Here is a 15,092-nt window from a genome sequence, read left to right as displayed (position 1 = left end):
CATGCTGAAGATCTCCGGAGTCCATGCGGGCTACGGTCGGACCGAGGTGATCCACGGGGTCGACATCGAGGTACCGGCCGACGGCGTCGTCGCGGTGATGGGACACAACGGGGCCGGGAAGACGACCCTGCTGCGCGCGGCCGTCGGGTTGGTGAAGACCACCAAGGGCACCATCACGTTCGACGGCGTCGACATCACCCGGGCGCGTCCGAGCGTACGGGTCGGGCACGGCATCGCCTACGTGCCCCAGGGGCAGCAGAGTTTCGGCCACCTCACCACCGCCGAGAACCTGCAGGTGGTGGCCGACGGCCGCAAACGCGGCAAGGAGCTGGTCGCCGAGATGCTGGACATGTTCCCGGCACTCAAGGAGCTGCTGGGACGACGCGCCGGCCTGTTGTCCGGCGGCCAGCGTCAGCAGCTGGCGATCGCGCGGGCGCTCATCACCGAGCCGCGGATGCTCATCCTCGACGAACCGACCGAGGGCATCCAGCCGTCGGTCGTCGCCGAGATCGAGCAGACCATCACCACGCTCACCCAGCGCGGGGGGCTGGGCGTACTCCTCGTCGAACAGCACATCGGGTTCGCCCTCGAGGCGGCGCAGCGGTACTACGTGCTGGAGAGCGGCCGCGTGACGTCGTCGGGTGAGGGCGGCACGACCGCCGAAAGTGCTGTGCGCGAGGCGATGACGATCTAGTACGACGCGCGGGCCACCTCAGCCGGGCGCCTGCCGGCTGAGGTGTTCCCACTTGTGGTAGTCCCGGTCACGTGCGCGGTCCATCTCGAGCACGTGGTCGAACGACTGGCTGCCGACGATCAGGCGCCGAGGCGGGTCGGGGAGCGCCACGAGTTCCAGGATGACCGGCGCGGCCGTGGTCGGCGGAGGTCCGGCGTCGTCACCCCACGACGATTCCATCTCGGCTCGCAGGTTCCGATACTCCGGCATCGGTTCGGTGTTCGTCGTACCGGCAGTGAACAACCCGGTGTCGTAACCGCCCATCTGCAGGATGGTGACCTTGACGCCGAATTGCTCGGCCTCCATCGCCAGCGCCTCACTGACCGAGTCGAGCGCGGCCTTGCCCGCTCCGTAGAAGCCGACGGTGGCCATTCTTCCGCCGCTGCCCATCGACGTCACCTGCAGCAGGCGTCCGCCGCCGCCGGCGCGCAGGTGGGGCAGCACGGCTTGCGCGACCCAGACGGCACCGAAGAAGTTCAGGTCGAGGTGCGCCCTGATCTGGGCCTCGGTGGCTTCCTCGACCATCCCGTAGAGCATTCCGCCGGCGTTGTTGACGACGATGTCGAGTCGGCCGAACGCGGTGACCGCTGCATCGACGCCGTCGAACACGGCCTGCCGGTCCGTGACGTCGAGCGACAGGGGATGGAGTTGATCGGGATGTCGCGTGGCCAGCGACGCCAGCGGTTCGATGTTGCGGGCGACGGCCATGACCTCGTCGCCGGCGGCAAGTGCCGCTTCGGTGAACGCGCGTCCGAGTCCGCGGGATGCGCCGGTGATGAACCAGACCCGTGCGTCGATCATCGAATTTCCTCCTAAGTAAACGGAACGGTCCGTCTCAGAATGGCTATGGCCAAGTCCGCCTCGCTTGTCAAACGCAACGTCTCGTTTCATGAACTAGGCTCGACCCATGACGACAGCTGCAGGTCCCGATCACTCACGCCGCAGAGAGCGGTCTCGCCAGGCGATCCTCGAAGCGACCCGAGCCCTGGTCGTGGAGCAGTCGTACGACAAGGTCACGGTGGAGGCGATCGCGGCCCGGGCCGGTGTCGGCAAACAGACGATCTATCGACGGTGGCCGTCGAAGAGCGCGGTCGTCTTCGCAGCGGTGCTCGCACTGAGCGAGGGGGCCGACGGGCAGTCGGTCGAACTGCCGGATACCGGAGATCTCGAGGCGGACCTGAAACAGGTCATGCGGGAGACGGTGGCAGAGTTCGCCGATCCGTCCTTCGATCGCCTGATCCGGGCGGTGAACACGGAGATCGCGAATGACGCCGACCTTGCGGCGGAGTACCGGGAGAAGCTGTCGCGACCGCTGGACGACGCCAAGAAGGCTCGGCTTCGCACGGCCGAGCGGGCGGGCCAGCTGCCCCCCGACACCGACCTCGACCTGTTTCTGGAGATGCTCTACGCCCCGTTGTTCCAGCGGTGGTTGCACCGCAGCGGCCCGCTGACCGACATCTACGCCGACGCACTCGTCGAGGCGACGCTCCGGGCCTTCGGAGGGAGATGACGGTCGGCCCGGTCCGCGCCGTCGTCAGTCCAGCCGGACTCCGATCTCGGGGGTGAGTTCGTGCGGCGCGTGGAGGGGGAGATCGTCGCCGCTCCAGAATCGCCCGGGGTCGAACCAGTTGGAGTCCTTGGACGCGTCGAGGATGCCCATCTCCCGATAGGTGATGGCCACCACCTCGGCGCAGTAGGCGGCTTCTAATCCGACGCCCTCGGTGTTCTGGCTTTTCCGTTGCTGCCGTTCGTCGCGTCGTTGACGGACCTTGCGGTCGAGGTAGGGGATGCCCCGGACGAGGTCGGTCGAGTTGGGCACCCGGCCGCGAAACCACCGGCCGGCCAGGCGCGCGGTGGTCGGGAACGGCGTCCCGTCGAGTTCGGCGATCACCTTGAGGAGAGCATTCTCCTGATCCGGGGAGACCTCCGGCGTGAGCTGTCGGAACCAGCACGCCTGCTTGTAGCGGATCATCCACTGCTCCGCGGCTTCTCGAGCGTCGTGTAGCTGCACGCCGCGATGATTCGATCCGGTCCACACGTCGGTCAGCCGATCGCCGAGCTCTGCGTGCCACAGCAGCGGTGGCAGATCGTCGATGCAGACCGCCATCGCGACATGGTTCACGGGAGCGTTGGTCAGGGTGCGGATGGCCCGGTCCGGTCCGGAATGGCCGCGGAAGAGCCAGATGTCGCCGGTGCGGGTGGCGTCGAGTGCGTCGGTCAACGAGATGCCGGCGTCGGCGCGGTCTCGGCCGAGGAGAATTCTGCTGGTGGGCACGAGAGCAGGCTAATGCGTCCGGAGCACGCACGACGCCCGCGCGACCTATCCTGCCCGCATGAGGAACCTGTGGAAATGGCTGGGATTGGCGGGCGCGGTCGGGGTGGCCACCGGCGGGGTGATGGTCGCGCGTGACCAGCGGCAGCGGAAGTCCTATTCGGCCGACGATGTCCGGGCACGCCTCCATCAGCGGCTCGACGAGACGGAGACTGCGGGTGGCGGAACCGCTGATTCCTGAGGACCGGAGTGGCGGAGCCACTGATTCCTGAGGACCGGAGTGGCGGAGCCACTGATTCCTGAGGACCGGAGTGGCGGAGCCACTGATTCCTGAGGACCGGAGTGGCGGAGCCACTGATTCCTGAGGACCGGAGTGGCGGAGCCACTGATTCCTGAGGACACTGGACAGCGTTGACCGGCGGCTCGTCAGGGTGGCCGGAGGAAGGAACATCATGACCGACAACAGCGGCTCCGGCGGACCGTTCAATTTCGGCCCCGAGGACTTCGACCGATTTGCGCGCGAGGCCGGTGACGGACTGCGTGACGTGTTCGGCAAGCTCTTCGAGGGGCAGGCCGGACCGGCAGCCTTCTCGATGTTCTTCGACGAGGCCGCCCGCGGCCGCACTCGCACCAAGCCCCGTGAGGAGACCACCGGTGAGGCCGGCTCGGGTGTCTGGGCGGTGTTCGTCGTCGACGACGACGGCGGTGCCCGCGTCGAGCAGGTCTACGCCACCGAACTCGAGGCCCTACGCGCCAACAAGACCAACACCGATCCGCGACGCAACGTGCGGTTCCTGCCGTACGGCATCGCGGTGAGTGCGTTGGACACGACGATCGGGGACAGCGGCGACGACGCCGCGCCCACGCCGTAGACAGCGGCAGACGCAACAAGGCCGGCGAGTCCTGGAAAGGACTCGCCGGCCTCGTCGTGTCGACGACTGCACGGCCTCACGGCACGTGCTGCGCCGGTGCCTGCGTCAGAGGTTGGCGCCGCACACCGGCCAGGCGCCGGGGCCCTGGGTGGCGAGCACGTTCTCCGCGACGCGGATCTGCTCCTCGCGGGAGGCGTCCGCCGGATTGCCGGTTCCGCCGTTGGCCTGCCAGGTGCTCATCGAGAACTGAAGGCCACCGTAGTAGCCGTTGCCGGTGTTGATGGCCCAGTTGCCGCCGCTCTCGCATTGAGCGACCGCGTCCCAGTTGCCGCCTGCTGCGTGCGCGGTGGACGCCAGCATCCCGAAGGGGGCGGCAGTCAGTGCGCCGACGATGGCGGCGCGGGCGACGAGCTTGGTCATGTGGGTCTTGGTCATTCGCATGGTCTTCGTTCCTCCTCACCACCCCGGGGTTGGCAGGGCGGTTGATCTCGGACCGTGGGCGACCATACGGGTTGGGTAACGGCTTGGTCACGTCGAGTCCGTGACCTGGGCGATTCGGATAACGCCGAGATAACGCTGTTAGCTTTACGGCGAATTCGCAGCGCATACCGCAATTCGGCGGGGGCTCGCCGTCGCCGATGTTCGGCCGCGTTCGATGACGAAGGTCACAGCGTGGATGTGGGGCTCGTCACGTCGGCCCCCGGGCGTCGAGCTGGGGTCAGCGCGGAACGACAGCGATACGACCACCGCGGGACGGGGCATACGCCACCCCGCGCGAGAACCAGCGTTCGGACTTGGCGCTGGTCGGCAGCAGTTCGAAGTCCGCCAGCAGTGTCCGCAGGGTCACGTCCATCTCCATGGTCGCGAATGCCGCCCCGATGCACCGCCGTGTGCCGCCGCCGAACGGCAGCCAGGCCGACGGAGGCTTGGTGCCCAGGAAACGGGTCGGGTCGAAGACCTCGGGCCGGGCGAACTCGCTGGTGTCGTCGTGGAGGAGTGCGATCGAGACGAGGACGTTGTATCCCTTCGGGATCCGCCACTCGCCGAGGTCGAGATGGTCGGCGACGACATGCCGGCCGGCGAAGTCGATGACGGGTCGGCTGCGCTGGACCTCCAGGATGGTGGCGTGGCGGTAGTCGGAGCCACCGGCGTCCACCTCGGCCACCAGTTCGCGCACCACCTCGGGGTGCCGGCGCAGCCGCTCGAGCGCCCACGCAAGGGTCGTCGCCGTGGTCTCGTGTCCGGCGGCGAGCATCGTGGCCAGTTCCTCGGCGATCTCGTCGTCGGTCATCGGACTGCCGTCGTCGTAGGTGCTGCGCAGCATGATCGCAAGGATGTCGGTGCGCTCATCCAGGCGAGAATCGTTGCGCGCCTTCGTGATCAGCCCGCCGACGTAATCTCGGTAGTCGGCATTGCGTCGCGCGTACCGGTGATTGGGGTCGATCGGCCGGAGAAGGCGTGGGAGTGGGGGTACCGTCGCGGCGCGCGAACCGACGGTCACCATCGGTGGGATCATGTCGCGGAGTCGGTCCAGCTCGCTGCCCTCGGCGCCGAAAACCGCGCGGAGGATGACGTTCAGGGTGATGCGCATCATCGGTTCGATGGAGGCGAATTCGATCCCGGTGGGCCAGGACGCTGATTCGGCGCGAACCTCGTCGACCACCATCTGTTCGTACGACCGAATCGGCTTGCCGTGCAACGGCGGGGTGAGCAGTTTGCGCCGGGCGCGGTGTCTGGCGCCCTCCAGCGCGAACATCGATCCGGTGCCGAGTATGCGGCCGAGGTTGGGCTGGACGTTCTCGACCTGGTCACCGGCGGTGAACAGCTCGCGCGCCATCGCGGCATCGGAGATGACGACGGAAGGGCCGAAGACGGGCAGGTTCACGGTGAAGGCCGAGCCGTGCCGGTCGTGGAGATATCGAAAGAAGTGTCGCCGCGACACGACCGCTCCGAGCCCCTGGATGGTGGACGGGATCGACGTGGTGGGCGGCAGAACCGCCTCACCGCTCAGGGTCGGGGTGTTCACGAGTGAGGTCCTCTCGCCGCAGCGGTGGTACGTGCACGTACCACCCGACGGTACGCTCACGTACCGGTCGAGACAAGGGCCTATGCTCGAAGGCGTGACTGGATCGGGCCCGCTCGCTTCGCTCCCGGCGCCCTGGCTGACCTCGTCGGCGGGCGCGTCGGGCCGGGACCGGCTGCTCGCGGCGATGCTCGAGTGCATCGTCGGAGCGGGTTACCGCGACACCACGGTCGCCGACATAGTGCGGGTCGCGCGGACCTCGAGGCGGTCGTTCTACCAAGAGTTCGCCGACAAGCAGTCATGCTTCTTCGCGCTGCTGACGGTGACCAATGAGTTCATGATCGCGGAGATCGCGCGGCGCGTCGATGGGAAGGCGTCCATCGAAGAGCAGGTGCGACAAGCGGTGTCGTCATATGTTGCAGCGAGTGAGCGGTATCCGGGTCTCACGCTGAGCTGGATCCGCGAGTTGCCCGCGCTCGGCAGCGCCGCCCAGGCGGTCAAGGACGAGGCCCTGGAAGCGTGGATCGAACTCTTCGTCGGCCTCACGTCGACCCCGACGATGGCCGCGGCGGGGGTGGTGCCGATGGACCGTCAGCGCGCGATCTTCCTGTGGGGTGGCTTCCGGGAGCTGACCGCCGGTGCCGTCGAATCCGGCGCCCCGCTCGCATCGATCATCGAGCCGGCGACCGCGGCGTCCCTCGCGCTGGTGACGCCGCGGCCGGTGTGAGGCAGACCCTTCGTGACGGCCCTCCGCAAGCTCCGGGCCTCCTCAGGGAGCGGGGACCGGGCTCAGTGCCACGAACCGCGTTGGTACTGCGGCGGATACGGCGCCTCGCGCTTGTCGATGCCCAGCTCGTGTGCGGCGCGCAGCGGCCACGACGGCTCCCGCAGCGCGACGCGTCCGAAGAAGACGGCGGTGATGTCGTCGTCGCCGGCGACCTTCTCGGCCTGATCGGGTTCGGTGATGAGGCCGACGGCGGCGGTGGGCACACCCGACTGGCGGTGGATCGACCGGGCGAGGTCGACCTGGTAGCCGGGTCCGACGGAGATGTCGGCGAGGACGTTGCCACCCGAGGAGACGTCCACGAGGTCGACACCGCGGCCGGCGAGGAGGACGGCGAGACGGGCGGAGTCGTCCACATCCCACCCACCCTCGGTCCATTCGGTGCCGGACACCCGGATGAACAGCGGCTTCGACGACGGCCACACCGCGCGGACCGCGTCCACGACCTCGAGGGTCAGCCGGGTACGTCCCTCGAAGTCGCCACCGTAGGCGTCGGTGCGCCGGTTCGAGAACGGGGAGAGGAACTGATGCAGCAGGTAGCCGTGCGCCGCGTGGATCTCGACGACGTCGAACCCGGCGTCGTCGGCGCGACGGGCGGCCTGTGCGAACGCGTCCACGACCTCGGCGATCTGCTCGGTCGTCATGGCGGTGGGGGCGGGCAGTCCCTCGAAGGCGACGTCGGACGGGCCGAATGTCGTCCAGCCGCCGTCGTCGAGCGGAATGGCGCCGGAGCGGTCGTCGAACGGTGCGTAGGTGGAGGCCTTGCGGCCGGCGTGGGCGAGCTGGGTGCCGATGACCGAGCCCTGCGAGTGGACGAAGTCGACGATGCGTCCCCAGGCCGCGGCCTGGTCGTCGTTCCACAGACCGGCGTCGTGTGCGCTGATCCGACCTTCGGGCACCACGGCCGCCGCCTCGGTGAGGATCAGTCCGAAGCCGCCGGCAGCTCGGGAACCGAGATGCGTCAGGTGCCAGTCGGTGGGCACCCCGTCGCCGGCGAAGCAGCTGTACTGGCACATCGGGGCGAGCCAGATCCGGTTGGGGATCGCGACATCGCGGAGGGTGATCGGTTCGAAGAGCGCGGTACTGGTCACGAGGAGACACAACGATCGATCCGACGTCGTATTCCCGCGGCACTGCATAGTGTCGGGGCATGACCGAACAAATCCTGCACGAGGCGGTGTCGACGGAGATCGCCGAACCACTCGGGGTGATCACGCTGGGGGACGCGCGGCGTCGTAACCCGTTGTCCACGAGCACGATGCGCGCCATCACCGCCGCGCTTCGGGACTTCGACGACGATCCCCGCGTGCGGGTCATCGTGATCCGGGCGCTCGGACCCGCGTTCTCCGCCGGGCACGACCTCGGTGAACTCGTCGACCGGACCCTCGACGACGAGCGGGCCGTCTTCGCGACGTGCACGGAACTGATGCGGACGGTCCGCGAGGTGCGACAGCCCGTCATCGCCGAAGTCGCCGGCATGGCCTTCGCGGCGGGCTGCCAACTGGTCGCGACGTGTGACTTGGCGGTCGCGGGACGCAGCGCGCGGTTCAGCACGCCGGGTGTGCGGATCGGGCTGTTCTGCTCGACTCCGATGGTCGCGCTGTCCCGCGCGATCGGACGCAAACGCGCCATGCACATGCTGCTCACCGGCGAACCCATCGGCGCCGAGACCGCCGCGGACTGGGGGCTGCTCAGCGGTGTCGTCGACGACGACGAGCTCTCGAACTCCGTGCGGGAGCTGGCTCTCCACATCGCCGGGTCGAGTGCGCGGACCGTCTCCATCGGCAAGCAGGCGTTCTACCGGCAGGTCGAGCTCGACGAGTCGGCGGCGTATGACGAGATGGGTGAGACGATGGCGACCAATGCGATGACCTGCGATGCGCAGGAGGGTATGTCGGCGTTCCTGCAGAAGCGGAAGCCGGTCTGGACCGACAGCTGAGTCAGGCCCGAACGCCGAATCGCCACCTCCGGAACCGGAAGGTGGCGATTCGGCGATGCGGTCAGGCGTCGATCTGCGCGGTGGCGGTCGCGAAACGGGCGAGATGGGCGTCCGCGGTGCCGAATTCGTACTCGATGGCGGTGAGACGCTTGAAGTAGTGGCCGATGGCCAGCTCTTCGGTCATCCCCATCCCGCCGTGCAACTGCACCGCGTTCTGTCCGATGAACCGGGCGGCGCGACTGACGGTGGCCTTGGCGGCCGAGACCGCCGCCGCCCGTTCCGCCGGGGAGCCCTCGAGGGACAGGACCGCGAAATACTGTGCGGCGACCGACTGTTCGAGCTCGAGATGCATGTCGACCATCCGGTGCTGCAGCACCTGGAAGCTGCCGATCGGGACCCCGAACTGCTCGCGCTGCTTGGAGTACTCGACGGTGTCGGTGAACACCTTGCGCATCAGGCCGACGGCCTCGGAGACGACCGCGGCGGTCGCGGTGTCCCACGCCTTCTCGAGGATCTCGATGGCGTTCTCGTCGGCGATGAGCGCGTCGCCGGGCAGGCGCACGTCGGTGAACGTGATGTCGGCGGCCTGGCGGTCGTCGATGGTGCGCAGCTTGTGCAGCTCGAGACCCGTCGGCCCGCCGTCGGCGAGATCGATCAGGAACAACGAGACCCCGGCGGGATCGTGGGGTTCGCCTGCGGTGCGGGCACTGACGATCAGGTAGTCGGCGAGCGGCGCCGTGGTGACGACGGCCTTGGTGCCGTTGAGCACCCACTCGTCGCCGTCCCGGTCGGCGGAGGTCTCGATGCGGGAGAGGACCCCGCCCGAGCCGTCCTCGAGCGCGGCGAGTGCACTGAGCGCCTCGCCCTCGGCGATGCGACCGGCGGCCTCGAGGGCGACCGGGTTGCCGGTCGCGTGCAGCAGGCCCGCACCGAGCACGACCGTGTCGACGAACGGCTCGACCACGAGGGCGTGCCCGAGCGCTTCGGTGACGACCATCAGTTCTTCGGGGCCGCCGCCGAATCCGCCGATGTCCTCCGGCAGACAGGCGCCGACGACCCCGAGGTCCTCGACGAAGGCCTTCCAGATCTTCGGCTGCCAGCCCTCGCCGACCTTCGCGGCGTCGCGGCTGACCTGCAGGTCGTACCGCGCGTCGAGGAACTTGTCGAGACCGTCGGACAGCAGTTGCTGTTCGGGTGTGAGTGTGAAGTCCATTGGTTATCTCCTGTGACCCGTCAGAGACCCAGAGCCGCTTTGGCGAGGATGTTTCGTTGAATTTCGTTGCTGCCGGCGTAGATCGAGCCCGCGCGGTCGTTGAAGTAGTGCAGCGGCGCGACGGCCTGCCACGGTTCGCCGCTGACGTAGCCGTCGGTGGGCGGGGTGTACTGGAAGATGGGTCCGCCCGGCTTGGTGGCGTGCGGCTGGAAGACCCGTCCGTGCGGTCCCGCGGCCTCCAGGCTGAGGGTCGTGATCTCCTGGCTCAGTTCGGTGCCGAGGATCTTCAGCATCGACGCGATGGAGCCGGGGTCCTTGCCCGAACTCATCGCGGCGAGCGCGCGGTACTCGAGGACCTCGAGGATCTTCGCGCGTACCTGCAGGTCGGTGAGCTTGGCCGCGAAGGCCGGATCCTCCGACAGCGGGCCGCCGTTCGGCGCCGTCACCGACGCCGCGTCCCGGCCGAGCTGCTCGGCCATGACCTGCAGCGCCGGGGCGGCCGCGCCGCCACCACGCTCGAAGACGAGCAGGTACTTCGCGACGGTCCACCCCTCGTCGATCTTGCCGAGGACGTTCTTCTTGGGCACGCGCACGCCGTCGAAGAAGACCTGCGCCTGCACCTGCTCGCCGGACGCGAACACGAGGTTCTGCACCTCGATGCCCGGCGAGTTCATGTCGATGAGCACGAACGTGATGCCCTGCTGCTTGCGTTCCTGGCGCGAGGTCCGCACGAGGCAGAAGATCCAGTTCGCCTCGGAGGCGTGGGTGGTCCAGATCTTGGAACCGGTGACGACGAGGTCGTCGCCGTCGTCGACCGCGGCCATCGACAGCGACGCGAGGTCCGAGCCGGACTCCGGCTCGGAGTAGCCCTGGCAGAAGAAGACGCTGCCGTCGAGGATGCCCGGCAGGAAGAAGTTCTTCTGCTCGTCGGTGCCGAACGCCATGATCGCGTGCGACACCATGCGGATGCCCATCGGCGACAGCGACGGCGCGCCGGCGAGGATCGACTCACGGCTGAAGATGTAGTGCTGGGATTGCGACCAGTCGCATCCGCCGTACTGCACCGGCCACGCGGGAGCGGCCCAGCCACGCTCGTGCAGGATCGCCTGCCACTCCATCGAGGCCTCGTGGTCGGAGTAGACGCTGGTGCGCAGCGTGCCCGCCGCGCGTAGTTCGGGGGTCAGTTTCTCGTCGAGGAACGCGCGGACCTCGTCGCGAAACGCAGCGTCGTCCGGAGACCAGTTCATGTCCATGAGCGGTGCGCAACCTATCTGTAAACGGTTGTGGTCAGATTGGGGTCGAAAGGGAATCTACCCAATGATCGGCGCGGTGCGTAGCCCGCCTCACGTTTCCGGTTCCAGTGTGACGCCCGGGGCCGATCCGGGTGGCGGATCCTCACCCTTCGTGCCCGGGGTCTTCGCGGGTTCTCTCGTGTCGTCGTCGGAGGTTCCCACCTCGGCCGGGTCCGGGCTCTTCGGCTGCCCGCCCGACGACAGCAGCACGTCTGCCCAGCGGGTGGCGGGGTCGATGTCGATGAGCAAGGCCTTGGCGAGCAGGGTCAGCGGCACCGCGAGGATCGCGCCAAGCGGCCCGATCGCCCAGGCCCAGAAGAGCAGGGACAGGAAGGTCAGGGTGGTCGACAACCCGACCGCGTCGCCGACGAATTTCGGTTGGATGACCGACTGGATGATGACGTTGATCGCGCTGTAGACGACGATGACGACGATCATCTTCGTGGGCCCCCCGACGAGGAGCCCGAGCAGCGCGGGTGGGACCAGACCGATGATGAAGCCGACGTTCGGGATGTAGTTGGTGATGAACGACAGCAGGCCCCAGAGGATGGGGAGCGGGATGGACAGCAACGCGAGGGCCACGCTGTCGAGCACGGCGACGATCAGGCCGAAGACCGTCGACACCCACAGATAGCTGCGTGTCCCCTGCGAGAACGAACGGAAGGCCGATGCGATGTCGGGGCGCATCCGGTCCAGGATGTTCATCCGGTCGTCGAAGCCGACCGAGTCCGCGGCCATGAACAGCAGCAGGGCGAGGACGAGCACGAGCGCCGAGGCCACGCTGAACGTGCTGCTCAGCACGTCGGTCACGGCACCCACGACCTTGCTGGTGTCGACATGGGAGATCATGTCCTGCACCTTGTCGTGGCTGACGCCGTGGCTGGTGAGGAAGTTCTGGAAGCCGGTGACGAGGTCGTCGAACTTGTCGTCGTACTGCGGCAGGATCGATGCCAGGCGCGCGACGGAGAACACCAGCGCCGCGAACAGCCCGATGAGGATTCCGTAGACGAGGAGCACCGTCGTCACGAAGGCGGCCCACCGCGGGAAGCCCTTCTTGCGCAACCAGTTCGGGACCGGCTGGACGGCGACGGTGAGCATCAGCGCGAGAAAGACCGGCCCGACCAGCGACGCCACCGACTTGATGCCGCCGATGGCGACGACGAGGCCGGCGATCGTGAGGAGCACGATCGTGCCCCGCGGCAGTGTCCAGTCGGGGGGATCGACCCGGTACGACGGTGGTGGGGGTGTGCGTTTGGAGGACTTGGTTCCGCGTGCCTCACTGCTACCGGACATGGTGTGCCGCCTTTCTGGACACGACTGTTACGTCGAAACAGCGGCCACCCACAGGCGGGAGCGCGCGGAGTGGCCGCCGTCAAGTGTTCAGCATCCGACGACCGTGCGCGCGTTTTCCGTGCGCTTTCATCTTCGATGAGTCTCTAGTGGCCTTTCCAGTTCGGCGTCCGCTTCATCACGAACGCCATGATCCCTTCGAGGGTGTCGCCGCTGATCACGAGCGAGTCGAGCACCGAAGTGCTGGCGTGGACGGCGTCGACGGTGTCGGTGATGGCGTCGGACTGCTCCATGGTGGCGATCGACGCCCGTACCGACGTCGGAGAGGCGGCCAGGATCTCCTCGGCCACGCCGCGTGCGGTCTCGAGAACCTTTCCGGCCGGGGCGATCCGGCTCACCAGTCCGGCGGCGGCGGCCTCGGCGGCGGAGATCCGACGCCCGGTCAGGATCATGTCGCGTGCGAGCGCGGGCGGGATCATCCGCGGCAGGCGGACCAGACCACCCGCGGCGGCCGCCAAACCCACCTTCACCTCGGGCAGTCCGAACGACGCGTCCTCGTCGGCCACGACGATGTGACAGGCCATCGCGATCTCGCAGCCGCCGCCGAGCGCGAAGCCGTTGACCGCCGCGATCACCGGTTTGGGCAGGCTGCGCCGCGAGGTGAGTCCCGCGAACCCGTTCTTCGGCACCGACAGGGCGGCGGGCCCCGCGGTCGCCGCGAGATCGTTGCCCGCCGAGAAGGCCTTGTCGCCCTTGCCCGTCAGGATCGCCACCCACAGGTCGGGATCGGCGAAGTAGGCCTCGAAGATCGAATCGAGTTCGGCGTTCGCGGCGGGGTTCAACGCGTTGCGCGCATCGGGCCGGTTGATGGCCACCTCGAGCAGCCGGCCGTCGCGACGGATCTCGACGTGCTCGTAAGAGTCGCGGAACGCGGGCGCGACGACCGGATGCCGGGAGTTCATGGCCGCGGCGGTCAGGGCCACCCGGTTGCCCTTGTCGAAGGACCGTACGACGATCGGCGTGCCGACGGGGTCGTCGGCGGTGAGGAGGAGGTCGAAGAGTTCGTCGTCGTCGGAGTCGAGATTGGCGACGAACCGGGCGCCGAGCCCGTCCGGCGAGGTCGGATCGACCAGCCGGCCGATCACCACACCGGTGCGGCGGCCGTTCTTCTGCGGGATGACCGTGTAGGTCTCGACGACCGCGGCGCCGTCGGCGTCGGCGATCGTGGGAACGGTCGGTACCGCGTCGAGCTCGGCCTGGACCGGACCGCTGGTGTCCGGGCGCCACGGTGCCGGCGTCGTCGAATAGACACCCGCGGCATGCTTGCTCAGCACACCACCGTTGGCGACGACGAGACCGTAGTCACCCGGCGATCGCCGGACGCGGGTGACGACTTCGGCGATCGCGTGGAGCGAGTAGTTGTTGCCCGGCCCGCCGAAGAACGGCAGGCCACCCGTCAGGGTCAGTCCGCGCGGATCGTCGGGCGACATGCCGATCCCGTCGAGGACGTTGAACACCGCGATCGGGAAGCAGCTGTAGATGTCGACCACGGAGATGTCGTCGAGCCCGATCCCGGCGACCTGTAGCGCATGCCGGACCGCCGCGGGAGCCGCAGGAGCGGAGGACAATTCGGGGCGAGCCAGGACCGGGCGTTCCACCGTCGACGAATGACCGTGCAGGAACACCCATTTCGCGGGGTCGATGCCGGCGGCCTGCGCGGCCCGCACCGACATCACGACCACGGCTGCGGCCTGGTTGACCTGATCGCGCGCCACGATGTACCGGGTGAACGGATCGGACACGATCCGGTTCTCGGGGGTGACGGTGACGAGTTCGTCGGCGGAGCGCGCCGTCGGGGCGGCCGAGTGCGGGTTGGCGGCGGCGACCTCGGTGAACGGTGCGAACAACTCACCCATCGTGGCGATGTAGGCATCGCGGCCCAGGCCGGAGGCGTGCCGGCGGGCGTTCTCCAGCAGGGCGTACTGCGGCAACACCGACGCGAGGCCGTGCCGCATCTCGGCGACCGAGATGATGCCCTTGAGCCCGAAACCGCGGTCCTCGAGTTGTCCGCCGACCTCCTCGGCGAAGTTCGGGCGCTGATCCTCCGGCTGTGACATGAGGTGGCGGACCGTCGACATCACCTCGGCGCCGAACACCACGGCCCCCTCGGAGTCGCCGGCGGCGATGGCCGCCGCGAGTTCGGTGAGCATCGTCTGCGGGGTCTGGCCGCCGGTCACGGCCTGCACGGCGCGGCGTGGGTCCACCCCGATCCGGTTGCCGACCGCGCGCGGCATGTTGTCCGGTCGGCCCAGCGGTGACGACGACAACGGGCTCGAGATCTCGAACGAGCGGATCGCGGCGATCGTGTCGATCGACCCGGCGACGTCGCCTCCGGAGTCGGCGAATGCGGCGGTCACCGCCCGGGCGGCGAGGTCGGCCTCGCCGAGCGCCTCGTATCCGGGATCGGTCAGGCGTTCCGATGCCTGGCCCACGCCGACGACGACGGGGGTGGTCGGATCGATATCAACGAGCGTTGTTGGCATACCAAACATTGACACATGGCGTGACCGGGGTCTCATCGGAGGTGGCCGACGAGCGTCGGAGCGCCAGTGTGCGGTGCACGCGCCCAGAACGTCAGCGTTGCGGTCAGCGCGGTTGCAACCGTGGTCGGCCG

General features: G+C 68.3%; 15 protein-coding genes. 6 read left to right on the top strand and 9 right to left on the bottom strand.

Going from position 1 to position 15,092, the window contains the following annotated elements; translation table 11 throughout:
- Position 1 precedes the first annotated feature (1 nt).
- Positions 2-694, top strand: coding sequence for an urea ABC transporter ATP-binding subunit UrtE (urtE, locus tag LEL84_RS07680; protein WP_065631048.1), 693 nt, complete (start codon positions 2-4; stop codon positions 692-694).
- Between the two features lie 18 nt (positions 695-712).
- Here the strand turns inward: urtE and LEL84_RS07675 are convergent, their stop codons facing one another.
- A complete protein-coding gene (locus LEL84_RS07675; protein ID WP_226513719.1) occupies positions 713-1,534 on the bottom strand; it encodes an SDR family NAD(P)-dependent oxidoreductase in 822 nt (273 codons plus the stop codon).
- A 106-nt stretch (positions 1,535-1,640) separates the two neighbouring features.
- Between LEL84_RS07675 and LEL84_RS07670 the strand changes: the two genes are divergently transcribed.
- Positions 1,641-2,243: a TetR/AcrR family transcriptional regulator gene (locus LEL84_RS07670; RefSeq protein ID WP_065631046.1), complete on the top strand. Its 603-nt coding sequence runs from the start codon at positions 1,641-1,643 to the stop codon at positions 2,241-2,243.
- A gap of 24 nt (positions 2,244-2,267) precedes the next feature.
- Here LEL84_RS07670 and LEL84_RS07665 read toward each other — a convergent pair whose 3' ends face one another.
- Positions 2,268-3,008 carry a guanylate cyclase gene (locus LEL84_RS07665; protein WP_211539398.1) on the bottom strand — a complete coding sequence of 247 codons (741 nt, stop codon included), beginning with the start codon at positions 3,006-3,008 and terminating at the stop codon, positions 2,268-2,270.
- Positions 3,009-3,066: 58 nt separating this feature from the next.
- Between LEL84_RS07665 and LEL84_RS07660 the strand changes: the two genes are divergently transcribed.
- Positions 3,067-3,246, top strand: a complete 180-nt coding sequence (locus LEL84_RS07660) for a hypothetical protein (RefSeq protein ID WP_065631044.1) — start codon at positions 3,067-3,069, stop codon at positions 3,244-3,246.
- 211 nt (positions 3,247-3,457) lie between these two features.
- Positions 3,458-3,877, top strand: a complete 420-nt coding sequence (locus LEL84_RS07655) for a hypothetical protein (RefSeq protein WP_058252499.1) — start codon at positions 3,458-3,460, stop codon at positions 3,875-3,877.
- A 105-nt stretch (positions 3,878-3,982) separates the two neighbouring features.
- On the opposite strand, the gene LEL84_RS07650 is transcribed toward LEL84_RS07655, so the two are convergent.
- Together LEL84_RS07650 and LEL84_RS07645 are read right to left on the bottom strand one after the other, a co-directional pair.
- Positions 3,983-4,318, bottom strand: a complete 336-nt coding sequence (locus LEL84_RS07650) for a transglycosylase family protein (RefSeq protein ID WP_058252500.1) — start codon at positions 4,316-4,318, stop codon at positions 3,983-3,985.
- Positions 4,319-4,595: 277 nt separating this feature from the next.
- Positions 4,596-5,903, bottom strand: coding sequence for a cytochrome P450 (locus LEL84_RS07645; protein WP_205333537.1), 1,308 nt, complete (start codon positions 5,901-5,903; stop codon positions 4,596-4,598).
- Positions 5,904-5,985: 82 nt separating this feature from the next.
- Between LEL84_RS07645 and LEL84_RS07640 the strand changes: the two genes are divergently transcribed.
- The gene (locus LEL84_RS07640; RefSeq protein ID WP_207624943.1) at positions 5,986-6,627 is read left to right on the top strand and encodes a TetR/AcrR family transcriptional regulator; all 642 of its coding nucleotides are present in this window, start codon (positions 5,986-5,988) and stop codon (positions 6,625-6,627) included.
- A gap of 62 nt (positions 6,628-6,689) precedes the next feature.
- Here the strand turns inward: LEL84_RS07640 and LEL84_RS07635 are convergent, their stop codons facing one another.
- A complete protein-coding gene (locus tag LEL84_RS07635) occupies positions 6,690-7,775 on the bottom strand; it encodes an NADH:flavin oxidoreductase/NADH oxidase (protein WP_226513718.1) in 1,086 nt (361 codons plus the stop codon).
- Between the two features lie 59 nt (positions 7,776-7,834).
- Here LEL84_RS07635 and LEL84_RS07630 point away from each other — a divergent pair, with 59 nt between their 5' ends.
- On the top strand, positions 7,835-8,623 hold the full coding sequence (locus tag LEL84_RS07630; RefSeq protein ID WP_226513717.1) for an enoyl-CoA hydratase: 789 nt from the start codon (positions 7,835-7,837) through the stop codon (positions 8,621-8,623).
- Between the two features lie 61 nt (positions 8,624-8,684).
- On the opposite strand, the gene LEL84_RS07625 is transcribed toward LEL84_RS07630, so the two are convergent.
- The 4 genes from LEL84_RS07625 to LEL84_RS07610 form a co-directional block, all read right to left on the bottom strand.
- Positions 8,685-9,836, bottom strand: coding sequence for an acyl-CoA dehydrogenase family protein (locus tag LEL84_RS07625; protein ID WP_226513716.1), 1,152 nt, complete (start codon positions 9,834-9,836; stop codon positions 8,685-8,687).
- A 20-nt stretch (positions 9,837-9,856) separates the two neighbouring features.
- Positions 9,857-11,089 carry an acyl-CoA dehydrogenase family protein gene (locus LEL84_RS07620; RefSeq protein WP_159371200.1) on the bottom strand — a complete coding sequence of 411 codons (1,233 nt, stop codon included), beginning with the start codon at positions 11,087-11,089 and terminating at the stop codon, positions 9,857-9,859.
- Between the two features lie 90 nt (positions 11,090-11,179).
- Positions 11,180-12,421, bottom strand: a complete 1,242-nt coding sequence (locus LEL84_RS07615) for an AI-2E family transporter (RefSeq protein ID WP_226513715.1) — start codon at positions 12,419-12,421, stop codon at positions 11,180-11,182.
- 143 nt (positions 12,422-12,564) lie between these two features.
- Positions 12,565-14,970, bottom strand: a complete 2,406-nt coding sequence (locus LEL84_RS07610; protein ID WP_413466948.1) for an acetyl-CoA acetyltransferase — start codon at positions 14,968-14,970, stop codon at positions 12,565-12,567.
- Between the last annotated feature and the right edge of the window lie 122 nt (positions 14,971-15,092).

This window comes from Gordonia sp. WA4-43, from assembly GCF_020520305.1.
GTDB classification, from domain to species: Bacteria; Actinomycetota; Actinomycetes; order Mycobacteriales; family Mycobacteriaceae; genus Gordonia; species Gordonia hongkongensis.
This window is presented reverse-complemented; position numbering and strand designations above follow the sequence as displayed.

What these genes read in the sequence shown, in the direction of transcription:
- urtE (WP_065631048.1), top strand. Translation starts at nt 2, where the DNA reads ATGCTGAAGATCTCCGGAGTCCATGCGGGCTACGGTCGGACCGAGGTG.
- LEL84_RS07675 (WP_226513719.1), bottom strand. Translation starts at nt 1,534, where the DNA reads ATGATCGACGCACGGGTCTGGTTCATCACCGGCGCATCCCGCGGACTC.
- LEL84_RS07670 (WP_065631046.1), top strand. Translation starts at nt 1,641, where the DNA reads ATGACGACAGCTGCAGGTCCCGATCACTCACGCCGCAGAGAGCGGTCT.
- LEL84_RS07660 (WP_065631044.1), top strand. Translation starts at nt 3,067, where the DNA reads ATGAGGAACCTGTGGAAATGGCTGGGATTGGCGGGCGCGGTCGGGGTG.
- LEL84_RS07655 (WP_058252499.1), top strand. Translation starts at nt 3,458, where the DNA reads ATGACCGACAACAGCGGCTCCGGCGGACCGTTCAATTTCGGCCCCGAG.
- LEL84_RS07650 (WP_058252500.1), bottom strand. Translation starts at nt 4,318, where the DNA reads ATGCGAATGACCAAGACCCACATGACCAAGCTCGTCGCCCGCGCCGCC.
- LEL84_RS07640 (WP_207624943.1), top strand. Translation starts at nt 5,986, where the DNA reads ATGCTCGAAGGCGTGACTGGATCGGGCCCGCTCGCTTCGCTCCCGGCG.
- LEL84_RS07630 (WP_226513717.1), top strand. Translation starts at nt 7,835, where the DNA reads ATGACCGAACAAATCCTGCACGAGGCGGTGTCGACGGAGATCGCCGAA.
- LEL84_RS07625 (WP_226513716.1), bottom strand. Translation starts at nt 9,836, where the DNA reads ATGGACTTCACACTCACACCCGAACAGCAACTGCTGTCCGACGGTCTC.
- LEL84_RS07620 (WP_159371200.1), bottom strand. Translation starts at nt 11,089, where the DNA reads ATGGACATGAACTGGTCTCCGGACGACGCTGCGTTTCGCGACGAGGTC.
- LEL84_RS07615 (WP_226513715.1), bottom strand. Translation starts at nt 12,421, where the DNA reads ATGTCCGGTAGCAGTGAGGCACGCGGAACCAAGTCCTCCAAACGCACA.
- LEL84_RS07610 (WP_413466948.1), bottom strand. Translation starts at nt 14,970, where the DNA reads ATGTTTGGTATGCCAACAACGCTCGTTGATATCGATCCGACCACCCCC.